Annotated in this window: 18 protein-coding genes; 15 read left to right on the forward strand and 3 right to left on the reverse strand. The window is 53.1% G+C overall.

The window, feature by feature from the left end:
• Nucleotides 1–109 precede the first annotated feature (109 nt).
• Both nhaA and nhaR read left to right on the forward strand, forming a co-directional pair.
• Entirely contained in the window at nt 110–1,276 is a 1,167-nt protein-coding gene (nhaA, locus tag SGBXF1_RS03180) for a Na+/H+ antiporter NhaA (protein ID WP_037420670.1), read from the forward strand.
• Nucleotides 1,277–1,470: 194 nt separating this feature from the next.
• The gene (gene nhaR / locus SGBXF1_RS03185) at nt 1,471–2,370 is read left to right on the forward strand and encodes a transcriptional activator NhaR (RefSeq protein WP_037420673.1); all 900 of its coding nucleotides are present in this window, start codon (nt 1,471–1,473) and stop codon (nt 2,368–2,370) included.
• Between the two features lie 70 nt (nt 2,371–2,440).
• Here the strand turns inward: nhaR and rpsT are convergent, their stop codons facing one another.
• On the reverse strand, nt 2,441–2,704 hold the full coding sequence (rpsT, locus tag SGBXF1_RS03190; protein WP_037420676.1) for a 30S ribosomal protein S20: 264 nt from the start codon (nt 2,702–2,704) through the stop codon (nt 2,441–2,443).
• Nucleotides 2,705–3,094: 390 nt separating this feature from the next.
• Here rpsT and ribF point away from each other — a divergent pair, with 390 nt between their 5' ends.
• From ribF to ispH, 5 genes are all read left to right on the forward strand, one after another.
• Nucleotides 3,095–4,033, forward strand: coding sequence for a bifunctional riboflavin kinase/FAD synthetase (gene ribF, locus SGBXF1_RS03195; RefSeq protein WP_037420679.1), 939 nt, complete (start codon nt 3,095–3,097; stop codon nt 4,031–4,033).
• A 155-nt stretch (nt 4,034–4,188) separates the two neighbouring features.
• Nucleotides 4,189–7,005 (forward strand): isoleucine--tRNA ligase, encoded by a 2,817-nt coding sequence (gene ileS, locus SGBXF1_RS03200; protein WP_186427803.1) that lies wholly within the window; start codon nt 4,189–4,191, stop codon nt 7,003–7,005.
• The gene (gene lspA / locus SGBXF1_RS03205; RefSeq protein ID WP_037420684.1) at nt 7,005–7,514 is read left to right on the forward strand and encodes a signal peptidase II; all 510 of its coding nucleotides are present in this window, start codon (nt 7,005–7,007) and stop codon (nt 7,512–7,514) included. The genes ileS and lspA overlap by 1 nt, the downstream gene beginning before the upstream one ends.
• A gap of 1 nt (nt 7,515) precedes the next feature.
• Nucleotides 7,516–7,986 (forward strand): FKBP-type peptidyl-prolyl cis-trans isomerase, encoded by a 471-nt coding sequence (gene fkpB, locus SGBXF1_RS03210; protein ID WP_037420687.1) that lies wholly within the window; start codon nt 7,516–7,518, stop codon nt 7,984–7,986.
• A complete protein-coding gene (gene ispH / locus SGBXF1_RS03215) occupies nt 7,967–8,920 on the forward strand; it encodes a 4-hydroxy-3-methylbut-2-enyl diphosphate reductase (protein WP_037420690.1) in 954 nt (317 codons plus the stop codon). Before fkpB ends, ispH begins: the two co-directional genes overlap by 20 nt.
• A gap of 307 nt (nt 8,921–9,227) precedes the next feature.
• Here ispH and SGBXF1_RS03220 read toward each other — a convergent pair whose 3' ends face one another.
• The gene (locus SGBXF1_RS03220; protein ID WP_186427804.1) at nt 9,228–10,151 is read right to left on the reverse strand and encodes a LysR family transcriptional regulator; all 924 of its coding nucleotides are present in this window, start codon (nt 10,149–10,151) and stop codon (nt 9,228–9,230) included.
• A gap of 191 nt (nt 10,152–10,342) precedes the next feature.
• On the opposite strand from SGBXF1_RS03220, the gene pvcA reads away from it, so the two are divergent.
• The 8 genes from pvcA to kefC all read left to right on the forward strand — a co-directional run bounded on the left by pvcA (nt 10,343) and on the right by kefC (nt 22,174).
• Nucleotides 10,343–11,299, forward strand: a complete 957-nt coding sequence (gene pvcA / locus SGBXF1_RS03225) for an L-tyrosine isonitrile synthase (RefSeq protein WP_186427805.1) — start codon at nt 10,343–10,345, stop codon at nt 11,297–11,299.
• 99 nt (nt 11,300–11,398) lie between these two features.
• Nucleotides 11,399–12,262 carry a TauD/TfdA dioxygenase family protein gene (locus SGBXF1_RS03230; protein WP_186427806.1) on the forward strand — a complete coding sequence of 288 codons (864 nt, stop codon included), beginning with the start codon at nt 11,399–11,401 and terminating at the stop codon, nt 12,260–12,262.
• Between the two features lie 21 nt (nt 12,263–12,283).
• Nucleotides 12,284–13,543 (forward strand): glycosyltransferase, encoded by a 1,260-nt coding sequence (locus SGBXF1_RS03235; RefSeq protein ID WP_186428458.1) that lies wholly within the window; start codon nt 12,284–12,286, stop codon nt 13,541–13,543.
• Between the two features lie 367 nt (nt 13,544–13,910).
• Nucleotides 13,911–14,732 carry a 4-hydroxy-tetrahydrodipicolinate reductase gene (dapB, locus tag SGBXF1_RS03240; RefSeq protein WP_037420700.1) on the forward strand — a complete coding sequence of 274 codons (822 nt, stop codon included), beginning with the start codon at nt 13,911–13,913 and terminating at the stop codon, nt 14,730–14,732.
• A gap of 470 nt (nt 14,733–15,202) precedes the next feature.
• The gene (gene carA, locus SGBXF1_RS03245) at nt 15,203–16,351 is read left to right on the forward strand and encodes a glutamine-hydrolyzing carbamoyl-phosphate synthase small subunit (protein WP_130382466.1); all 1,149 of its coding nucleotides are present in this window, start codon (nt 15,203–15,205) and stop codon (nt 16,349–16,351) included.
• Between the two features lie 16 nt (nt 16,352–16,367).
• Nucleotides 16,368–19,592, forward strand: a complete 3,225-nt coding sequence (carB, locus tag SGBXF1_RS03250) for a carbamoyl-phosphate synthase large subunit (RefSeq protein WP_037420703.1) — start codon at nt 16,368–16,370, stop codon at nt 19,590–19,592.
• Nucleotides 19,593–19,770: 178 nt separating this feature from the next.
• A complete protein-coding gene (gene kefF, locus SGBXF1_RS03255) occupies nt 19,771–20,328 on the forward strand; it encodes a glutathione-regulated potassium-efflux system oxidoreductase KefF (protein WP_061807377.1) in 558 nt (185 codons plus the stop codon).
• Entirely contained in the window at nt 20,321–22,174 is a 1,854-nt protein-coding gene (gene kefC / locus SGBXF1_RS03260; protein ID WP_186427807.1) for a glutathione-regulated potassium-efflux system protein KefC, read from the forward strand. Before kefF ends, kefC begins: the two co-directional genes overlap by 8 nt.
• Nucleotides 22,175–22,216: 42 nt before the next feature.
• On the opposite strand, the gene SGBXF1_RS03265 is transcribed toward kefC, so the two are convergent.
• Entirely contained in the window at nt 22,217–22,831 is a 615-nt protein-coding gene (locus tag SGBXF1_RS03265; RefSeq protein ID WP_037420712.1) for a LysE family translocator, read from the reverse strand.
• Between the last annotated feature and the right edge of the window lie 44 nt (nt 22,832–22,875).

Here is a 22,875-nt window from a genome sequence, read left to right on the forward strand (position 1 = left end):
TTAAAGCATTTATAAACGTGTTTTATCGAGCTAAATCGCCGTCTATACTCATTCCATTACTTTGTTTGCGAGGCTATTTCTGCTTCGCGCATCTCTGGAGAGACGTATTGTGACCAATATCATTCGTCAATTTTTACGTCAGGAAGCCGCAGGCGGCATTATCCTGATCGTAGCCGCGATTATCGCGTTGATCATGGCCAATACCCCAGCCCAGGGGATTTATCATGCTTTCCTCAATTTACCTGTCATGGTGAAAGTGTCCTCACTGGAAATTGCCAAGCCGTTGCTGCTGTGGATTAACGACGGCCTGATGGCGATCTTTTTCCTGGTGGTTGGGCTGGAGGTCAAGCGTGAACTGATGCAGGGTTCATTAGCCGGGCGTGACAAGGCGGTGTTTCCCGCTATTGCTGCGTTGGGCGGCATGTTGGCACCGGCATTAATTTACCTGCTGTTCAACGGCGCTGATGAGGTTACTCGCCAGGGCTGGGCAATTCCGGCGGCAACTGATATTGCGTTTGCCCTTGGGGTAATGGCGCTGTTGGGGAACCGCGTACCCACCAGCCTGAAGGTGTTCCTGCTGGCGCTGGCGATTATCGATGACCTGGGTGTGATCGTGATTATCGCACTGTTCTATACCCATGAAGTGTCGATGGCGGCGTTGGGTGTAGCTGCCGCGTCTGTTGCGGTGCTGGCATTTATGAACTGGCGTGGCGTAGGGAAAACCTCGCTTTATATGATTGTCGGCCTGGTGCTGTGGGTGGCTATCCTCAAGTCCGGGGTACATGCGACCCTGGCGGGTGTAATTATTGGCTTCATGATCCCGCTGAACGTGAAGAAAGGCCCATCTCCTTCGGAGACTCTGGAGCACGAGCTGCACCCATGGGTGGCGTTCCTGATTCTGCCGCTGTTCGCTTTTGCCAATGCGGGTGTTTCATTACAGGGCGTGTCACTGAGTGGGTTGACCTCACTGCTCCCTGTCGGTATCGCAGCGGGCTTGTTCATCGGTAAGCCGTTGGGTATCTTCACCTTTAGCCTGCTGGCGGTGAAGTTGGGCATTGCCAAACTGCCTGAAGGAATTGGTTTCAAACAGGTGTTTGCCGTTTCCGTGCTCTGTGGTATTGGTTTCACCATGTCAATTTTCATCGCTTCGCTGGCATTTGGCGATGCGGATGTCGTACTAAGCACGTATTCGCGGCTGGGTATCCTGATTGGGTCAACCACGGCGGCGGTGGTCGGGTACGGTCTGTTGCGCATGTCGTTACCACGAGTCAGATAACCCCTTTAGGGGATCCTCTGTTCGTAAGTACAGATTACAATAGCTGGTCGGAGCTGCGCAGTATAAAATATGCGCAGCTTCGACCGTTCTGTTTGGGACGAATGCAGCAACAGGTTGTCTGAAACAGGGAAAGGACATTAGTCGCTCGTCACGGTCGATCGTTTAACCTGACGAAATGTTAAGGAGAGCACCTCGTGAGGATGTCGCATATTAACTTTAATCACCTTTACTACTTCTGGCAGGTCTGCAAGGAAGGTTCGGTGGTCGGCGCCGCTGAAGCATTGTTTCTGACGCCGCAGACCATCACCGGCCAGATCAAAGCACTGGAAGAACGTTTGGACGGCAAGCTGTTCAAGCGTCAGGGGCGTGGGCTAGTGCCTTCTGAATTGGGGCAGCTGGTTTTCCGCTACGCCGACAAGATGTTTATGCTCAGCCAGGAAATGCTGGATATCGTCAATTATCGCAAGGAATCTAACCTGCTGTTCGACGTTGGGGTCGCGGATGCGCTGTCCAAACGTTTGGTGAGTCAGGTTCTGGAGACCGCGGTAGTGGTGGATAATGAGCAAATTCATCTACGTTGCTTTGAGTCGACGCACGAGATGCTGCTCGAACAGCTCAGCCAACATAAGCTCGACATGATCTTGTCAGACTGCCCGGTGGACTCCAGCCAGCAAGAAGGGTTGTTTTCGCTCAAGCTGGGTGAATGCGGTATCAGCTTCTTTTGCCGTCAGCCGGCGCCGGACTTACCGTTCCCCGCTTGTCTTGAACAACGCAAGCTGCTCATTCCAGGCCGGCGTTCGATGCTGGGGCGTAAGCTGCTTAACTGGTTTAACACCCAGGGTATCCAGGTAGAGATCTTGGGCGAATTTGATGATGCGGCCCTGATGAAGACCTTTGGCATGTACCACAACGCGATCTTCGTTGCACCGACGCTGTATGCGCAAGATACCTATAACGATGATGACGTGGTGGAGATTGGGCGCATTGATAGCGTGCAGGAAGAGTACTACATCATTTTTGCCGAACGTATGATCCAGCATCCCGCGGTACAACGGGTGTGCAACAAGGATTTCTCCGCACTGTTTACTTACTAGAGCGGTGAAAACAGCAGACGTAAAAAAACCGGCCTGAGCCGGTTTTTTTATCAAGCAGACAACGTAATGCTTATTGCATTGCGTTGATACGCGCAGTCAGATTTGACTTATGGCGTGCTGCTTTGTTTTTGTGGATCAGGCCTTTAGCTGCCTTGCGGTCCACGATTGGTTGCATCACGAGGAATGCGTTTTTTGCAGCTTCTTTATCGCCAGTTGCGATAGCAACTTCTACTTTCTTGATGTAGGTACGCATCATAGAGCGGCCGCTAGCGTTGTGCTTACGACGTTTCTCAGACTGTACGGCGCGTTTCTTAGCTGATTTGATATTAGCCAAGGTCCAACTCCCAAATATATTCTATTGAGGACAATTCGAAGGCCGAGGAATATCCCCTTTTAGTCTTCGTTTGTCAACGGATTTGTGCAAATAAGCGCCGTTTGTACGGGCGGCACTTGCTACGTTGTGATGGGGCAGGATTTTACCAGCTTCGGTCATGGGAATACAGTGTTTCGCGAGAAAATTCGCCAATGAGTTGCTGTATTGGCCGCAAGCTGTTGGTCGTGGTCGATAATCAGCTTCATGTTGCCGGATAAACTGCGGTTAGGGCGTTTCACCTGCAGATTATCTCCGGTATGGTATGTCTATTACACAAAGGCACCAATCGCGGGTTAACCTTAACCGCTGTACAAGGTATAATCCGGCGATTTCCACTGTTTTGAGCCAGCTATGGAGCTAATTCGCGGCATTCACAATATCCGGGCACGCCACCATGGTTGTGTGCTCACCATCGGCAACTTTGACGGCGTACACCGCGGTCACCAAGCGTTGCTGGAGCAGCTGAAACAAGAGGGGCAACGCCTCGGGCTGCCAGTGATGGTCATGATCTTTGAGCCGCAACCGCTGGAAATGTTTGCAGCGGACAAGGCACCGGCCAGACTCACGCGTTTGCGTGATAAGGCCAAATATCTGGCGCAAGCGGGCGTTGACTACCTGCTGTGCGTCAAGTTTGACCCGCGTTTTGCCGCCAACACGGCACAGGCGTTCGTTGCCGAATTGCTGGTGGAAAAACTGGGCGTGAAATTCCTGATGGTCGGGGATGATTTTCGCTTTGGCGCGACGCGTCAGGGCGATTTTCCGTTATTGCAAAAAGCCGGGATAGAATACGGTTTTGAAGTGATCAGCACGCCGACCTTCCGTGAAGGCGATCAACGTATCAGCAGTACGGCGATTCGCAATGCACTGCGTGATGATGATCTGGCGCAGGCTGAAACGCTGTTGGGTCATCCGTACAGCATTTCAGGCCGAGTAGTACACGGTGATGAACTGGGCCGCACCATCGGCTTCCCTACGGCCAACCTGCCGCTGAAACGCCTGGTTGCACCGGTAAAAGGGGTCTATGCGGTGGAAGTGTATGGCCTGGGGTCTGAACCGCTACCTGGCGTAGCCAATATTGGTACGCGACCAACCGTTGCCGGCGTGCGCCAACAGCTGGAAGTCCATCTGTTGGATGTCACAATGGATCTTTACGGGCGCCATATTGACGTGGTGCTCCGCGCGAAATTGCGCAATGAACAGCGTTTTGCTTCGCTCGATGCCCTGAAGCAGCAAATCGCCAATGATGTGGTGACGGCCCGGAAGTTCTTCGGGTTAAAAACACTGGTTTAATCGTTTACCCTCAATAATTCGAGTTGCATCGCGGCGGCAACCGCACGAATCCGAAGAGCTTGCACAGGCAAGTGATTCGGATGAGAAAGGGCGGCCAACAAAGATGCAGCTTGAAGTGTGGGGGGTAAATAGCCGAAAACGGAAACGAGAATCTCATGAGTGACTACAAGAATACCCTGAACTTGCCGGAAACAGGGTTCCCGATGCGTGGCGATCTGGCCAAGCGCGAACCTGGCATGCTGCAACGTTGGTATGAACAGGATCTGTACGGGATTATTCGTACTGCCAAAAAGGGCAAAAAATCCTTCATTTTGCATGACGGCCCTCCGTATGCGAACGGCAGCATTCACATTGGTCACTCGGTTAACAAGATTCTCAAAGACATTATTATCAAGTCGAAAGGGATGTCCGGCTTCGACTCGCCTTATGTCCCAGGTTGGGACTGCCATGGCCTGCCGATCGAACTGAAAGTCGAACAACTGTACGGTAAGCCGGGCGAGAAACTCACCGCGGCGGAATTCCGTGTCAAATGCCGTGAGTATGCCGCTGAACAAGTTGAAGGCCAGAAGAAAGACTTCATCCGTCTTGGCGTGCTGGGCGACTGGGATCACCCGTATTTGACCATGGACTTCAAAACCGAAGCCAATATCATCCGCGCGCTGGGCAAGATCATCAGCAATGGTCATCTGCTGAAAGGCGCAAAACCGGTGCACTGGTGTACCGATTGCCGTTCTTCGCTGGCAGAAGCGGAAGTGGAATATTACGACAAGACTTCACCGTCTATCGATGTGGCGTTCCACGCGGTTGACGCGGCAGCGGTAGCGGCCAAATTTGGTGTGACCAGCTTCAATGGCCCGATTTCTTTGGTGATCTGGACCACGACCCCATGGACCTTACCTGCTAACCGTGCAATTTCATTGCATCCGGAATTTGCTTATCAACTGGTGCAGGTCGAAGGTCAGTGCCTGGTGCTGGCGGCTGAACTGGTAGAAAGCGTGATGAAACGCGCCGGTATCAGCGCGTGGACCGTACTGGGCAGCTGCAAAGGTGCCGATCTTGACCTGATGCGTTTTGAACACCCATTCATGGGCTTCGACGTACCGGCGATCATGGGTGAGCACGTCACGCTGGACGCGGGTACCGGTGCGGTGCATACCGCAGGTGGCCACGGCCCGGATGACTTTGTTATCAGTCAGAAATACGGTTTGGAAATTGCCAACCCGGTAGGGCCGAACGGTTGTTATCTGCCGGGTACTCATCCGCTGCTGGATGGCAAGTTTGTGTTTAAGGCCAATGATCTGATCGTTGATCTGCTGCGTGAGAAAGGTGCATTGCTGCATGTGGAAAAACTGGTTCACAGTTACCCATGCTGCTGGCGTCACAAAACGCCGATCATCTTCCGTGCAACGCCTCAGTGGTTCATCAGCATGGATCAAAAAGGTCTGCGTAAGCAGTCGCTGGAAGAGATCAAAGGCGTGCAGTGGATCCCTGAGTGGGGCCAGGCGCGCATCGAAACCATGGTCGCTAACCGCCCGGACTGGTGTATTTCACGTCAGCGTACCTGGGGCGTGCCGATGTCCCTGTTTGTGCATAAAGACACAGAACAACTGCACCCACGCAGCGTAGAGCTGATGGAAGAAGTGGCAAAACGTGTTGAGCAAGATGGTATTCAGGCCTGGTGGGATCTGGACGCAGCCGACATTCTCGGCGCGGATGCTGCCGACTACGTGAAAGTGCCAGATACCCTGGACGTGTGGTTCGACTCCGGTTCGACTCACTCTTCCGTAGTCGACGTTCGCCCTGAGTTCAATGGTCATGGCGCCGACATGTATCTGGAAGGCTCTGACCAACACCGCGGCTGGTTCATGTCATCACTGATGATCTCAACCGCCATGAAAGGTAAAGCGCCGTATAAAGAAGTGCTGACTCACGGTTTCACCGTGGACGGTCAGGGCCGTAAAATGTCCAAGTCCATCGGCAACACCATCAGTCCACAAGACGTGATGAACAAGCTGGGCGGCGACATCCTGCGTCTGTGGGTAGCCTCTACCGACTACACCGGTGAAATCGCGGTATCTGACGAGATCTTGAAACGTTCTGCTGATTCTTATCGCCGCATCCGTAACACAGCGCGCTTCTTGCTGGCGAACCTGAACGGGTTCGAACCGAGCACGGATTGCGTGGCACCGGAAGACATGGTGGTACTGGATCGCTGGGCAGTCGGTCGTGCTCTGGCGGCACAACAGGATATCGAGCAGGCTTATGCCAACTACGATTTCCATGAAGTAGTGCAACGCCTGATGCAGTTCTGTTCTGTCGAGATGGGCTCCTTCTACCTGGATATCATCAAAGATCGCCAGTACACCGCGAAGAGCGACAGTGTCGCCCGTCGCAGCTGCCAGACTGCTTTGTTCCATATCGCAGAAGCATTGGTACGCTGGATGGCGCCGATCATGTCGTTCACTGCCGATGAAATCTGGGCTTTCCTGCCGGGCAAACGTGCGCAGTACGTGTTCACCGAAGAGTGGTACGACGGCCTGTTCGGTTTGGCTGAAGGCGAAGGCATGAACGATGCTTTCTGGGCTGAACTGCTGAAAGTGCGTGGCGAAGTGAACAAGGTGCTGGAACAGGCACGTGCAGACAAGCGTCTTGGTGGCTCGCTGGAAGCCGCAGTAACGCTGTATGCCGATAGCGAACTGGCTGAACGTCTCAACAGCCTGCAGGATGAGTTGCGCTTCGTGCTGCTGACCTCTGGCGCGCACGTTGCACCTCTGGCTGATGCGCCAGCAGATGCACTGACGTCAGAACTGGTGAAAGGCCTGAAAATCGCCTTCAGCACCGCTGAGGGTGAGAAATGCCCGCGTTGCTGGCATTACACCACCGATATCGGTTTGGTGGCGGAGCATGCAGATCTCTGCGGCCGCTGTGTTATCAACGTAGCCGGCGACGGCGAAAAGCGTAAGTTTGCCTAATGAGTAAACCTATTTGTTCGACCGGCTTGCGCTGGCTGTGGCTGGTAGTCGTCGTGTTGGTACTGGATTTTGCCAGCAAGCAGTGGATCCTCGGTAACTTTGTGCTGGGCCAGTCCCAGCCACTGATCCCGTCGTTCAATCTGTTCTATGCGCGCAACTACGGTGCTGCGTTCAGTTTCCTCGCCGATCATGGCGGCTGGCAGCGTTGGTTCTTCGCCGGTATTGCGGTGGCTATCGTGGCGGTGCTGTTGGTGATGATGTACCGCAGCAGTGCACAGCAGAAGCTGAACAATATCGCCTATGCTTTCATCATCGGCGGTGCGCTTGGTAACCTGTTCGATCGCTTATGGCACGGTTTTGTTGTCGATTTTATCGACTTCTACGTAGGCGATTGGCATTACCCGACTTTCAACCTTGCAGATAGTTTTATTTGCGTAGGGGCGGCGATGATCGTGCTGGAAGGCTTCTTGTCGCCAGCGAACAAAAGCGCAAAGAGTAAAGGTGAGTAATATGACGGCTCAGGTTAACGGTAGCAGTGAAGTGCTGGTGCACTTCACGCTGAAACTGGAAGACGGTTCGACCGCAGAATCCACCCGCAGCAGTGGCAAACCGGCACTGTTCCGTTTGGGTGATGGCAGTTTGTCCGAGCAGCTGGAAGCACAGTTGCTTGGCCTGAGTGCGGGCGACAAATGTGCTTTTACCTTACAGCCAGAAGCGGCATTTGGTGCAGAGAACCCGGATCTGGTTCAGTTCTTCTCGCGTCGCGATTTCGCGGAAACCGGGGTGCCGGACGTCGGCACAATTATGCTGTTTACCGCTGTCGATGGTAGCGAAATGCCAGGCGTAGTACGTGAAGTGGCGGAAGATTCGATTACCGTTGATTTCAACCATCCGCTGGCGGGCCATCCGGTGACCTTCGATATCGAAGTGCTGGAGATCGATCCGCAGCAGGAGGAGACGCATGCAAATATTGCTGGCTAACCCACGTGGCTTCTGTGCCGGGGTTGATCGTGCGATCAGTATCGTTGAACGTGCGCTGGAAATTTACGGCGCGCCTATCTATGTACGCCACGAAGTGGTGCATAACCGCTATGTGGTAGATAGCCTGCGTGAGCGCGGGGCGGTGTTCATTGAGGAAATCACCGAAGTGCCGGATGGGTCTATTTTGATCTTCTCGGCGCACGGTGTTTCTCAGGCGGTACGAGCAGAAGCCAAAGCACGTGATTTGACCATGCTGTTTGATGCAACTTGCCCACTGGTAACCAAAGTACATATGGAGGTGGCGCGAGCCAGCCGCCGTGGTACCGAGGCGATCCTGATTGGTCATGCGGGCCATCCAGAAGTGGAAGGCACCATGGGCCAGTACAGTAACCCTAAAGGGGGCATGTACCTGGTCGAGTCGCCAGATGATGTGTGGAAGCTGCAGGTGAAGGATGAGAGCAACCTGTGCTTTATGACACAAACCACATTGTCGGTGGATGATACGTCTGACGTGATCGATGCATTGCGCAAGCGCTTCCCGAGCATTATCGGCCCGCGTAAGGACGATATCTGCTACGCCACCACTAACCGTCAGGAAGCAGTACGTAACCTGGCTGGTGATGCGGATGTGGTTCTGGTTGTGGGGTCGAAAAACTCGTCTAACTCTAACCGTCTGGCGGAGCTGGCTCAGCGTGTCGGCAAGCCGGCATATCTGATTGACTCCGCGGCTGACATTCAGGAAGCCTGGCTGAAAGGTGCCCGTAATATTGGTGTTACCGCCGGAGCATCCGCACCTGACGTGTTGGTTCAGGATGTGATCAGTCGTCTGAAGGCGCTGGGTGGTGCTAACGTGCAGGAAGTCAGTGGACGCGAAGAGAACATCGTGTTTGAAGTGCCGAAAGAGCTGCGGGTTGATATCAAGCAGGTTGAATAAGCATCAGCTACAAATAAGATAACGGGGAGCCTAGGCTCCCCGTTTTGCTTTTTGGGGACGGTGCCAGGAAATAAAAGTATTAACGTTGAGTAGAGAAAGGGGACTAATTCAAATTTTCTGCTATTTAAAGTCAAATTTGTTCTGACAATTTGAATTAATGATAGGAGAAATACTTATATAGGGAGTGAGAGAGTTATTAAGGATAATATCATTAGTCTGCAATCTAAATGAGCTCTGGTGCTGGTCAGCAATGGGCTGAAAAGTTAAATAACTAAATTAAGTGGTGTTACGGAAACTTCTTATTTCATTAAGTTCTGAACTGCTCTAAAGAATGCTTCTCTTTTTTCTGTAAATGGATTTTCATATGCTCTAATAAACGGCGAACTTTTAATGGTTGGCTGTCCCTTCTTGGCATAATTGCAAAGCAATTAATATCGGGTAATCGCCACTCGGGTAACACTTCCACCAAATCACCGTTGTGTAATTCACGCTCAACATTGACAAAGAAATTACGGATGATTCCTTTGCCAGCCAGTGCCAATTCTTTCATCGCCATACCGTTATTGGTAAATAAACGTCCGGTCATTCGCAACCGATGTTCTGCACCGTCATGGTGGAGCAGGCGAACAAACTGCGGATTGCCCAAGGGAGTAAAAGTGACCCATTGGTGGTGGGTTAGTGACTGAGGACTATCGGGTATGCCGTGGCTGGCAAGGTAGGCCGGAGAGGCACACAGGACTTCGCGAAAGCGTGCCAGCCGGGTCGAGACGTAACTGGAGTCGGCTAACACACCACCACGAATTGCCAGATCAATGCGTTGGCCTATCAGGTCGATTTTTTCGTCATGAATCTCCAATCTCAGTGTGATCCGTGGGTGTTCGTCCAGGAAGCTTTGCAGCGCCGGCACCAGATAATGGGTGGCAAACTCCGTGGAGGTGGCGACGCGCAATTCCCCCGCCAGTTCGCCGCGCAGGGCAGCGATACGCTGCTGTCCCCGTTCGGCTGCATGGATCATCAGTACACAATCCTCATAAAAACACAGTCCGGCCTCGGTCAGGCTCAATGAACGAGTAGAACGTAGAAGTAATTGAATGCCCAGTTCGGTTTCCAGCAAGCGGATATGCTGGCTGACGGCGGAAGTAGTAATGCCTAATTCTTTGGCTGCCATGCTGAACGCGCCGCAATCGACAACTTTAGAAAAAATGGCCATGCGTTTTAGAATATTACTCATAGTTTGTTAAGTTCAACTTAACCAAGATTGTGAATTATACGGGCTAATAATATAGCATTTTCTCTTCTATATTGCCTGAAGCAGATAAATCGTGAGGGCAGACTTATTTCCCGAGCGTCATCTCTCTTTTTGATAAGTCTTATTGCGTTTGCGAATAAATTGCCTGCGCCACATCTGAACAGGAGTTAATTGTGGATAGTGCTCGTATTAATACAATATCGTTAAAAATCCTTCATGAGCTATTGCAATATCGACGTCGGTTCCCAGGATTGGAAACCTCAAACACTGCGGAAGAACATGCCGTTTCTCAGGTACAATTACCGCGTATCCGTGCATTTATTGAAAACCAACAGCGTATTGAATTTGTACTCCCGGCCTTCCCAACAAAATCACCTAATACTAATAAGGTGATTGGTTCGGTGCCCGATATGGCAGAACGGCTGTCGCTGATATTCCTTAATTCTCTCTGCCAGCGTATTCAGCTTTATTACCCGCCAGGTGCGCATATCGTCATCTGTTCTGACGGTCATGTTTTCGGTGATTTGATCCGCGTCAGCGACGACGCCATTAACCACTATCAGCGCGAAATTGAAAACTTGTTACACGAAGTTGGGGCGACTCACCTGAGCGTGTTCAACCTGGGCGATGTGGAAGGGTTGGCCGAACATACCGGTGATTACGATCTCCTGCGTCAGTTGCTGGTCGACGGCTATGCCGAATCGGAAACGACGATCAAACAACAGTTGATGCAGGATGAACAAGGGTTACAGCTGTATCGCGCCATCACCCGCTTTTTGTATGAAGACAGTCAACTTCCTGATTACGCTGGTTCCAACGCGGCGCTGCAAAAAGATGCCAAACAACGTGCGTGTGGCGTGATACAGCGTAGCTGGGCTTGGGGCAATTTGTTGGCCCAGCATTTCCCATCGGCGATACGCTTGTCTATTCATCCGCAGCCTGCGGACAGCCTGAAAATGGGCATCCATATGATGCCAACAAAAGATGATTGGCTGACCCCGTGGCACGGTGTAGCGGCGAACATCAACGGACAGTTTGTATTGATGAAGCGCAAGGATGCTCAACAGTTAGCGGGTGAGCTGGTAACGATCCGCGGGACACCCAGCCATTACCTGATCGAACAGCCTTAAATGGCGTAATAGGCCAGATTACGCCCGCAATCTTGGCGGGCGTCTTTTAACGGCACGGTTGCCGTGTGAGCAGCAAATTCGATTCAAGGAGAGTTACTGATGGACAATCAAACACTGAACTGCCGCATTGAACTGAATACCCCCTTTGGTGCGGTACTGACCCCTATGCACTCTGGGCAGCACATCAGCGAACTGCCGGTGGCTGCACTGCGGGCATTGGCGCAGCAGCATCATCTGCTGGTGTTGCGCGGCTTTGATTCCGGCTTTAACGACCCACAGGTACTGACTCATTATGCCGAGGGGTGGGGAGACATCATGATGTGGCCGTTCGGTGCTGTGTTGGACGTGAAAGAACACCCGGACGCCAAGGATCACATTTTCGACAGCAGTTATGTGCCACTGCATTGGGATGGTATGTACAAGCCGACCATTCCAGAATTCCAGCTGTTCCACTGCGTTGCTGCACCTTCACAGGATGAAGGCGGACAGACTACCTTTGTTGATACCACACGCTTGCTGGCCAATGTCGATGAATCACTATTGGCCCAATGGCTGACGGTATCGATCTCCTATCGTATTAAGCAGGTGGTGCACTATGGCGGTGAGGTATGTTCGCCACTGGTGGTGACGCATCCAAGCGGTCATGGGCAGATCATGCGTTACAACGAGCCACCGACCGAGGGCAAGAAATTCCTGAATCAGCATGCTTTGGAATACCACGGCGTGCCGCAAGATCAACAGGAGGCTTTCCATCAGACGTTGCAGCAGCACTTGTACGATCCGCGCCACTATTATGCCCATCAATGGCAGCAGGGTGACGTGGTCATAGCTGACAACTTCTCGTTATTGCACGGCCGTGAAGGTTTCACGGCCCGTTCCGCACGCCATTTGCAGCGCGTGCATATTCAGAGTCACCCGGTGTGCGCCAATCTGGCGCTGAAGCCGGCTAACGCAGAGGTTTAACCCGTTATGGCATGTATTCTGATGACCGCAGTGGCAACGCCGGGTCATGTTTATCCGATGCTGAGCATTGCTCGACACCTGATTGCGCAAGGGCATCAGGTTCGGGTGATGACCGGCGCCCTGTTTCGTGAACGTGCAGAAGCGGCTGGCGCGCAATTTATCGCCTTTGATGAGCGGGTGGATTTTGATTACCGCTATCTTGAACAGCACTTTCCAGAGCGTGCTGCGTTGCCTCCCGGTAATGCACAGATGGCGTTAGCGCTGAAAGATTTTTTTGCTGCGCCGATCCCACTATTGGATCAGCAATTACGCATCGCGATTGCGGCTGAGCCCACGGATTTGTTGATGGTGGAAAACTGCTTCTATGGCGTGTTGCCACTGTTGCAGACGATGGATCGTCCCCCGGTGCTCGGCATTGGCGTGACACCGTTGTCGTATTCTTCAACGGATTCGATCTTCTACGGGCCGCGTATACCCCCCGCATTATTGCCTCGTGATCTGCTGCGTGAGCAACTGGTGGATGATGAGACCCGTTTGCTCATCGATGAAGTGCAACAGCGTTTTGATTTTGCGATGGCTCAATCCGGCGGTAAGCCACTGCAACAAGCGTTTACTGATGCATTGATTGGCGGCTGTGATCGCTTCTTGCAACTGGCCACTCCGGCGCTGGAATATCCCCGTGACGATTTGCCTGACAGCGTGCGCTTTATCGGTCCATTACGCCATGTAGCGACGGCGGAGCAGACCCCAGATCTGTGGGATGAGTCAGATCGTCGTCCGTTGGTGATCGTCTCGCAGGGCACGCTGGCGAATGTCGATCTGCACCAGTTGATTGTGCCAACACTGAAGGCGCTGTCGCAGTTACCAGTGCGGGTTTTGGCGACCACTGGCGGGCGTTCGGTCGAAGCACTGTTGGCGTTGTTGCCTGCCAACGCTAAGGTACAAGAGTTTATCTCTTTCGATCACTGGTTGCCGCAGGCGGCGCTGCTGATCACCAATGGCGGTTACGGTTCGATCAACGCCGCGTTGGATCACGGTGTCCCCTTGATTGTCGCCGGTACGGGGGAGGATAAACTCGAGGCAGCTACGCGGGTGGTCGCTGCGGGCTGTGGGGTAAACCTACAGACCAGCAATCCGGATGAAGCACAGTTGAGGCAGGCTGTGCGGCAGATTCTGGCACAACCACTGTATCGACAGCGTGCGGCGCTGGTCCAGGCTGATTATGCTCGTCATGATGCGCTGGCGATGATCGCTGAGGAAGTGGTGGCATTAACCGGGTGAACAACCCGTTTCATGACCTTTTAGGCACCCTTCGTGGTGCCTTTTTTATGCAGTTTTATCCAGTCAAAACTGCATGATTATGTACAATCGCGAATGGGTGTTTATTGCAGCGAATGTTAACCCATTGACAGCATTACTGATGAAAAGCAGGGAATATCATAATTTTCTAATTATGAAATGAATCCTCTGGTGGTGATAAGGTGTGGCAGTTAACCTGAACCAATATCCCCACTATATTTGAAGTGGCATCCGTGTTGGCTGTGTTCACTCACCCGTAAGAGTACGTTCATCGGGGAAAACGCCTTTGCAGCCTGGGTGTCGCTCTGATTATCTCGGGTGCTGATATCACAATGACAAGAGAGCATGTATGACTGATTCACAAATCCGCATTGCGATTGCGGGTTCCGGCGGCCGTATGGGTCGTCAATTGATCCAGGCGGTACAACAGACGCCTGGTGTGGTGCTGGGTGCGGCGATTTCACGCCCGGGTTCAAGTCTGATCGGTGTTGATGCTGGTGAACTGGCAGGCATCGGTACGTTGGGCGTGGCTGTTAGCGACAGTCTGGAAAGCGTTGTCGATGATTTTGATATTCTGATCGACTTCACTCGTCCGGAAAGCTCCCTGATGTATCTGGCTTTCTGCGTCGAGCATAAAAAAGCTATCGTGATCGGCACCACCGGTTTTGACGATGCGGGCAAAGATGCCATCCGCGCTGCTGGCGAGCAGATTGGTGTCGTGTTTGCTGCCAACTTTAGTGTGGGCGTTAATCTGGTGCTGAAACTGTTGGAAAAAGCTGCCCAAGTGATGGGTGACTATACCGATATTGAAATTGTAGAAGCACATCACCGCCATAAAGTGGATGCCCCGTCAGGGACCGCGCTGGCGATGGGGGAAGCGATCGCCGGTGCGCTAGGGCGTGATCTTAAGGAGTGCGCCGTGTATGCACGTGAAGGTTATACCGGCGAGCGTGACCCAAAGAGTATCGGCTTTGCCACTATTCGTGCTGGCGACATTGTTGGTGAACACACAGCCATGTTTGCCGACATTGGCGAGCGGGTGGAAATCACCCATAAAGCCTCCAGTCGCATGACTTTTGCCAGTGGCGCAGTTAAAGCCGCTATATGGTTGAATAACTGTGATAAAGGTCTGTTTGATATGCGTGATGTACTGGGTCTTGACCAGTTGTAATTAATTTATACACCATCGTGATGTGGTTGTATTAATCATAACCATATGATTAAAGGACAATAATTTTATTGTCCTTTTTTTTAACATGAAAAATGATGTCTTCGTCATAATTATTGTTAGTGACGTGTATTTTTTTGTGTTTTTGTGGGTTTTTTCGTTCGTAATAGGCGTTGGTGATGTTTTCAACCCGATATTGGGTCTTCATTATTGCTATTTTCTGTCATCCCATCCCGCAACCGTTTACCAGCCCGAGTTTAGCGGTGTTTTTATGGCGACTGAGGCTATTAAACGCCGAGAAGTGCAAAAATAAGAGAAAAAATGGCGCTTTGGGTAGACAAGTGAAGCACTCATCATTAAAATGCGCCCAATTTGCCAAAAATTGACCTTGAGGGCGGTTTTTGCATTGATTTAGATCGCGATATCTGAATTAATATGCAAATATTGTGATTGATTATTCCTTGGAGGGTGTTTTGATTAAGTCAGCGCTATTGGTTCTCGAAGACGGAACCCAATTCCACGGTCGGGCCATCGGGGCAGAGGGTACGGCAGTGGGGGAAGTGGTCTTCAATACGTCGATGACCGGTTATCAAGAAATCCTCACTGATCCTTCCTACTCCCGCCAGATCGTTACTCTTACTTATCCCCATATCGGCAATGTCGGCACCAATGCTTCCGACGAAGAATCCTCCGCTGTACACGCCCAAGGCCTCGTCATTCGTGACCTCCCACTGATTGCCAGCAACTACCGCAACGAAGAAGGCCTGTCTGAATACCTGAAGCGTCATAACATCGTGGCGATTGCCGATATTGATACCCGCAAGCTGACTCGCCTGCTGCGTGAGAAGGGTGCTCAGAACGGTTGCATCATCGCTGCTGACACACCGGATGCTGCTTTGGCGTTAGCGAAGGCGAAAGCCTTCCCAGGCCTGAAAGGCATGGATCTGGCTAAAGAAGTGACCACCCAGGAAGCTTACAGCTGGCAGCAGGGTAGCTGGACACTGGAAGGCGAACTGCCGGAAGCCAAGACAGCTTCTGAACTGCCATTCCACGTTGTGGCATATGATTACGGCGCCAAGCGCAACATCCTGCGTATGCTGGTGGATCGCGGCTGCCGTCTGACGGTAGTACCGGCACAGACCCCGGCAGATGATGTATTGAAGATGAATCCGGATGGTATTTTCCTGTCCAACGGCCCAGGTGACCCAGAGCCCTGTGATTACGCTATCACGGCGATTAAACAGTTCCTGGAGACCGACATTCCGGTGTTTGGCATCTGTCTTGGCCACCAGTTGCTGGCACTGGCTAGCGGCGCAAAAACCGTGAAGATGAAGCTTGGTCACCACGGCGGCAACCACCCTGTGAAAGACCTGGATAACGACTGCGTCATGATTACTGCGCAGAACCACGGTTTTGCGGTGGACGAAAATAACCTGCCGGCCGAACTGCGCATCACGCATAAATCCTTGTTTGACCACACGGTGCAGGGCATTCACCGCACCGATAAAGCAGCGTTTAGCTTCCAGGGTCACCCTGAAGCCAGCCCGGGCCCACATGATGCCGCGCCGCTGTTCGATCACTTTATCGAACTGATCGAGACTTACCGTTCTAACGCCAAATAATCAGGAGCAGTAAAAAATGCCAAAACGTACAGACATAAAAAGCATCCTGATCCTCGGCGCTGGCCCGATTGTTATCGGCCAGGCGTGTGAGTTCGACTACTCGGGTGCCCAGGCGTGTAAAGCGCTGCGCGAAGAGGGTTACCGGGTAATTCTGGTGAACTCCAACCCGGCCACCATCATGACCGACCCGGAAATGGCAGATGCGACCTACATCGAGCCAATCCACTGGGAAGTGGTGCGTAAAATCATCGAAAAAGAGCGTCCAGATGCCGTGCTGCCGACCATGGGCGGTCAGACCGCACTGAACTGTGCACTGGAGCTGGAACGTCAGGGCGTGCTGGCCGAGTTTGGCGTGACCATGATTGGCGCGACCGCTGACGCGATCGATAAAGCTGAAGATCGTCGCCGTTTTGACGTAGCAATGAAGAAAATCGGTCTGGACACCGCGCGTTCAGGCATCGCACACAACATGGAAGAAGCGCTGGCGGTTGCCGCTGACGTTGGCTTCCCATGCATCATCCGTCCTTCCTTTACGATGGGGGGTACCGGTGGCGGCATCGCTTATAACCGCGAAGAGTTCGAAGAGATCTGCGAACGCGGTCTGGACTTGTCACCAACCAAAGAGCTGTTGATTGATGAGTCGCTGATTGGTTGGAAAGAGTATGAGATGGAGGTGGTGCGCGATAAGAATGATAACTGCATCATCGTCTGCTCGATTGAAAACTTCGACGCCATGGGCATCCATACCGGTGACTCAATCACCGTAGCACCGGCGCAGACGTTGACCGACAAAGAATACCAAATCATGCGTAACGCCTCGATGGCGGTGCTGCGTGAAATCGGCGTGGAAACCGGCGGCTCTAACGTACAGTTCTCGGTTAACCCGAAAACCGGCCGTTTGATCGTCATCGAAATGAACCCGCGCGTGTCCCGTTCTTCGGCACTGGCGTCGAAAGCTACAGGCTTCCCGATTGCTAAAATCGCCGCCAAGCTGGCAGTGGGGTATACGCTCGATGAACTGATGAACGACATCACGGGTGGTCGTACGCCTGCATCGTTTGAACCGTCTATCGACTACGTTGTGACTAAAATTCCTCGTTTCAACTTCGAGAAATTTGCCGGTGCTAACGACCGTCTGACCACGCAAATGAAATCCGTTGGTGAAGTGATGGCCATTGGCCGCACCCAACAAGAGTCGCTGCAAAAAGCCCTGCGCGGTCTGGAAGTCGGTGCCACAGGTTTTGACCCGAAAGTCAGCCTGGATGACCCGGAAGCGTTGACCAAAATTCGTCGTGAGCTGAAAGATGCGGGCTCTGACCGTATCTGGTACATCGCTGACGCCTTCCGTGCTGGCCTGTCAGTTGACGGTGTATTCAACCTGACCAACGTTGATCGCTGGTTCCTGGTACAGATTGAAGAACTGGTGCGCCTGGAAGAGCAGGTTGCCGAAACCGGCATCAACGGCCTGACCCAAGAGTTCCTGCGTACCCTGAAGCGTAAAGGCTTCGCTGATGCACGTTTGGCCACTTTGGCTGGCGTCGCCGAAAGCGAAATCCGCAAACTGCGCCACGGTTATGGCCTGCATCCGGTTTACAAACGTGTGGATACCTGCGCAGCAGAGTTCGCCACCGACACCGCTTACATGTACTCCACCTATGAAGAAGAGTGTGAGTCCAACCCGACCAATGACCGTCCGAAAGTGATGGTGCTGGGCGGTGGTCCGAACCGTATCGGCCAAGGCATTGAGTTCGACTACTGTTGCGTACACGCCTCGCTGGCGCTGCGTGAAGATGGTTACGAAACCATTATGGTCAACTGTAACCCGGAAACCGTGTCTACCGACTACGACACCTCTGACCGCCTGTACTTCGAGCCGGTGACGCTGGAAGACGTGCTGGAAATCGTGCGCATCGAGAAGCCGAAAGGCGTGATCGTGCAATACGGCGGCCAGACTCCGTTGAAGTTGGCGCGTGAGCTGGAAGCTGCCGGTGTGCCGATTATCGGTACCAGCCCGGATGCCATTGACCGTGCCGAAGACCGTGAGCGTTTCCAACAAGCGGTGCATCGTCTGGGCCTGAAACAGCCGGCTAATGCCACTGTTGCCACCATCGAACAAGCGGTAGAGAAAGCGGCGGGCATCGGTTATCCGCTGGTAGTGCGTCCATCCTATGTGCTGGGTGGCCGTGCGATGGAAATCGTGTATGACGACATCGACCTGCGTCGTTATTTCCAGAACGCGGTCAGCGTTTCTAACGACGCGCCAGTGCTGCTGGACCGCTTCCTGGATGACGCGGTAGAAGTCGACGTCGACGCCATTTGCGACGGCGAGCGGGTGCTGATTGGCGGCATCATGGAACACATCGAACAGGCGGGCGTGCACTCCGGTGACTCCGCTTGCTCACTGCCGGCGTACACCTTGAGCAAAGAAATTCAGGATGTTATGCGTCAGCAGGTTGAGAAATTGGCGTTTGAGCTGCAAGTTCGTGGCCTGATGAACGTACAGTTTGCTGTGAAGAATAACGAAGTCTACCTGATTGAAGTCAACCCACGTGCAGCACGTACCGTGCCGTTCGTCTCTAAAGCGACAGGTGTACCCTTGGCCAAGGTGGCTGCGCGTGTGATGGCAGGCAAAACACTGGCTGAGCAGGGCGTGACGGAAGAAGTTATCCCGCCGTACTACTCAGTGAAAGAAGTGGTGTTGCCGTTCAACAAATTCCCAGGCGTTGACCCGATTTTAGGGCCAGAAATGCGCTCTACCGGGGAAGTGATGGGCGTTGGGCGCACCTTCGCAGAAGCCTTCTCCAAGGCGATGCTTGGTAGCCAGTCAGGCATGAAAAAACAGGGCCGTGCACTGCTGTCAGTACGTGAAGGCGATAAAGCCCGCGTGGTGGATTTGGCCGCAAGCCTGCTGAAACAGGGTTTCGAGCTGGATGCAACTCACGGCACCGCAGTGGTATTGGGCGAGGCGGGGATTAACCCACGTCTGGTCAATAAGGTGCATGAAGGTCGTCCGCACATTCAGGACCGTATCAAGAATGGCGAGTACACCTACATCGTTAACACCACGGCTGGTCGTCAGGCGATTGAGGATTCCAAGCTGATTCGCCGCAGTGCACTGCAGTATAAAGTGCATTACGACACGACCCTGAACGGCGGCTTTGCCACCGCGATGGCGCTGAAGGCAGATCCAACCGAGCAAGTCACTTCGGTACAAGAGCTGCACGCACGCATCGGTAAGTAATCTCCCATTGCCATAACATCCGGGCGCCGCAGTTAACTGCAGCGCCCTTTTTTATCTCTTTCAGTCAATTTGTTGTGTCGCGTTAAAAATTTCCGCTATCAATCAATACGTAAACTGTCACTCTTGTGATTGGTATATGCTTGAAGTATTGGCAAGGAACGAAGGAACGACGACAACCATGATCCTGATTATTTACGCCCATCCGTATCCACGGCATTCCCATGCCAACCAACGTCTGTTACAGGCGGTAAAGGATCTTCCCGAGGTGGAAGTCCGTTCGTTGTATGAGCTGTATCCCGATTTCAACATCGATATCAATGCTGAGCAGCAAGCCTTGGAGCGCGCCGATCTGGTGGTGCTGCAACACCCGATACAGTGGTATAGCCAACCGCCGCTACTGAAACTGTGGATTGATAAAGTGCTGGAACATGGCTGGGCTTATGGCCATGAAGGCGATGCTTTGGTGGGGAAAGATGTCCTCTGGGCCGTTACCAGTGGTGGGGATGAACACCATTTTGAACTGGGTGATTACCCCAATTTTGCAGCATTGGCACAACCACTGCAGGCGACAGCATTGTATTGTGGCATGAACTGGCAGCCCTACTTTGCCGTGCATAACACCTTTACTTGCAATGAACCGGCGTTGATTGCTGCCGGTGAGGCTTACCGCCAGCGTTTAGTTGCATATCTGATGGAACACAGTGAACCGGCGGAGCAGGGAGTTGAGCATGGATAATCACAACATGATGATTGAGGGGCTGATCTATCTGGGATCGGCTGCGCTGTTCGTGCCGATTGCGGTACGACTCGGCCTGGGATCGGTGCTCGGCTATCTGATTGCCGGCTGTATTATTGGTCCCTGGGGATTGAAATTGGTGTCCGACGCGGAGTCGATCCTCACCTTTGCCGAGATCGGCGTCGTGCTGATGCTGTTTATCATCGGGCTGGAACTGGATCCGAAACGGTTGTGGACACTGCGTGCTTCGGTGTTTGGCGGCGGTATTATGCAGATGGCCGCCTGTGGGCTGGCACTCAGCGCCTTCTGTTATTTCCTTGGGCTGGATTGGAAGGTGGCGTTGCTGATTGGCCTGACGCTGGCGTTGTCCTCTACGGCGATAGCCATGCAGGCCATGAGCGAACGTAACCTGACGCCGTCACCGATTGGTCGCAGCGCCTTTGCCGCTCTGTTATTCCAGGATATTGCGGCGATCCCGCTGGTTGCGATGATCCCATTGATGGCCAGCAGCGGTGCTGTCACCACCTTGGCGACCTTTGCCCTGTCGGCGGCCAAGGTCGTGGGGGCATTGGTCACGGTAGTGTTGCTCGGCCGCTATGTCACTCGACCGCTGCTGCACTTTGTTGCCCGTTCCGGTATGCGTGAAGTCTTCAGTGCCGTGGCACTGTTCCTGGTCTTTGGTTTTGGCATTCTGCTGGAAATGGCCGGGCTGTCGATGGCGATGGGGGCTTTCCTCGCAGGAGTGATGTTAGCGAGTTCTGAATACCGCCATGCATTGGAAAGCGATATTCAGCCATTCAAAGGGTTGTTACTCGGGCTGTTCTTCATCGGCGTCGGCATGTCTATCGACTTCGGCACTCTGTTCCATCATCCGCTGCTGATCGCATCGCTACTGTTGGGCTTTATGCTGATCAAGGCAGCGTTGCTGTGGCTGATTGGACCGTGGCTGGGTGTACCGAAACGTCAGCGTGGCATGTTTGCCATCTTGTTAGGTCAGGGCAGTGAGTTTGCTTTTGTCATCTTTGCGGCTGCGCAACTGGCTGGAGTTTTACCGCCAGAATGGGCCAAGTCGCTGACACTGGCTGTGGCTCTGTCGATGGCGATGACACCGTTGTTGTTGGTGGTGGCCGCACGGCTTGAGAAGAACGCGCCGAAAGACGAACGCCCGGCGGATGAGATTGACGATGAGAATGCCAGCGTAATCATCGCCGGATTTGGTCGTTTCGGTCAGATCGCCGGCCGTTTATTGCTGGCCAATGGCGTGCATACCGTGGTGTTGGATCACGACCCGGACCATATTGAAACACTGCGTAAATTCGACACCAAAGTATTTTATGGCGATGCCACCCGTGCCGATCTCCTTGAGGCGGCGGGGGCTGAGCATGCCAAGGTGTTGATTAATGCTATCGATGACGTAGAGGCCAACTTGCAGCTGACCGAACTGGCCAAGCGGCACTTCCCGCATCTGAAGGTGGTGGCGCGTGCACGTGACGTTGATCACTGGTATCAGCTGCGGCAGTTGGGGGTGGAAAGCCCGGAACGTGAAACCTTTGAAAGCTCGCTGCGTATCGGCCGTGAAACACTGGAGCTGCTGGGGCTGGATGCCTATGAGGCGCGTGAGAAAGCAGATACCTTCCGGCGTTATAACCTGAAGATGCTGGAAGAAACACTGGAAAATTATCAGGATACTGAATTCCGCCTTGCGAGCCTACAACGTGCCAAAGAGATGCTTAGTGCTGCTATCGAGCAGGACCAAAATCGACTGGCTCGGGTACAGCAAAGTGGTTGGCGTGGCAGTATTGATGGCAAAGCACCGGAGGATGAAGTGGTGGAAGCCAAAGGATAAATTGAGTGGGCGCAGCGCGGTGCTGCGCCCTGTAACGCAGAGTTAACTCAGTGCGACTTTGATACCCAGGGCAATCAACATGCCGCCCAATAATTTATCCACTATCTTCTGGGTCTTTTCCAGCCCGCGACGTACCGGGCCACTTTGGATCAGGAACACCAGCGCTGGCCACCACAGGACAGACAGACCAAGGATAATCCCCGCGTACCACAGCTTTTCACCCAATCCAGAATCGATCTGCAATACCTGAGTGAATACCGCCAGGAAGAACAGCGTGGCCTTCGGATTGAGCAGATTACACAGATAGCCCTGCACAAAGGCGCTTTTCAGGCTCACCTGCTGCTGCGGTAAATTGCTGACGTTCATTTTGCCGCCACCGCGTGACAACAGTGCCTGAATACCAATCCAGACCAGATAGGCCGCACCGGCGTATTTCAGCACGTTGAACAGCCATGGTGTGGTGGTGATCACTACCGCCAGCCCGGCAACGCAGTAAGACATATGGGTTGCGACGCCGCAGATCACACCGAAAGCGGTCATCATGGCAGCCAACCGCGGATAGCGGGCGGCATTCTTGATCACCATGAAAAAATCAGGGCCGGGCGACAGCATCCCCAGGGTGGCAATACCGGCAACGAACAGCGAAGTTTCAAGCATGATTTGACTCTCTGCACAAAAGGCCTAATTGCGCTGATAATAAC

The sequence above is a fragment of the Serratia grimesii genome (assembly GCF_900186025.1).
Lineage (GTDB): Bacteria > Pseudomonadota > Gammaproteobacteria > Enterobacterales > Enterobacteriaceae > Serratia > Serratia grimesii.

What these genes read in the sequence shown, in the direction of transcription:
- carB (WP_037420703.1), top strand. Translation starts at nt 16,368, where the DNA reads ATGCCAAAACGTACAGACATAAAAAGCATCCTGATCCTCGGCGCTGGC.
- SGBXF1_RS03265 (WP_037420712.1), bottom strand. Translation starts at nt 22,831, where the DNA reads ATGCTTGAAACTTCGCTGTTCGTTGCCGGTATTGCCACCCTGGGGATG.
- kefC (WP_186427807.1), top strand. Translation starts at nt 20,321, where the DNA reads ATGGATAATCACAACATGATGATTGAGGGGCTGATCTATCTGGGATCG.
- fkpB (WP_037420687.1), top strand. Translation starts at nt 7,516, where the DNA reads ATGACGGCTCAGGTTAACGGTAGCAGTGAAGTGCTGGTGCACTTCACG.
- ileS (WP_186427803.1), top strand. Translation starts at nt 4,189, where the DNA reads ATGAGTGACTACAAGAATACCCTGAACTTGCCGGAAACAGGGTTCCCG.
- SGBXF1_RS03220 (WP_186427804.1), bottom strand. Translation starts at nt 10,151, where the DNA reads ATGAGTAATATTCTAAAACGCATGGCCATTTTTTCTAAAGTTGTCGAT.
- SGBXF1_RS03230 (WP_186427806.1), top strand. Translation starts at nt 11,399, where the DNA reads ATGGACAATCAAACACTGAACTGCCGCATTGAACTGAATACCCCCTTT.
- SGBXF1_RS03235 (WP_186428458.1), top strand. Translation starts at nt 12,284, where the DNA reads ATGACCGCAGTGGCAACGCCGGGTCATGTTTATCCGATGCTGAGCATT.
- dapB (WP_037420700.1), top strand. Translation starts at nt 13,911, where the DNA reads ATGACTGATTCACAAATCCGCATTGCGATTGCGGGTTCCGGCGGCCGT.
- kefF (WP_061807377.1), top strand. Translation starts at nt 19,771, where the DNA reads ATGATCCTGATTATTTACGCCCATCCGTATCCACGGCATTCCCATGCC.
- ispH (WP_037420690.1), top strand. Translation starts at nt 7,967, where the DNA reads ATGCAAATATTGCTGGCTAACCCACGTGGCTTCTGTGCCGGGGTTGAT.
- ribF (WP_037420679.1), top strand. Translation starts at nt 3,095, where the DNA reads ATGGAGCTAATTCGCGGCATTCACAATATCCGGGCACGCCACCATGGT.
- lspA (WP_037420684.1), top strand. Translation starts at nt 7,005, where the DNA reads ATGAGTAAACCTATTTGTTCGACCGGCTTGCGCTGGCTGTGGCTGGTA.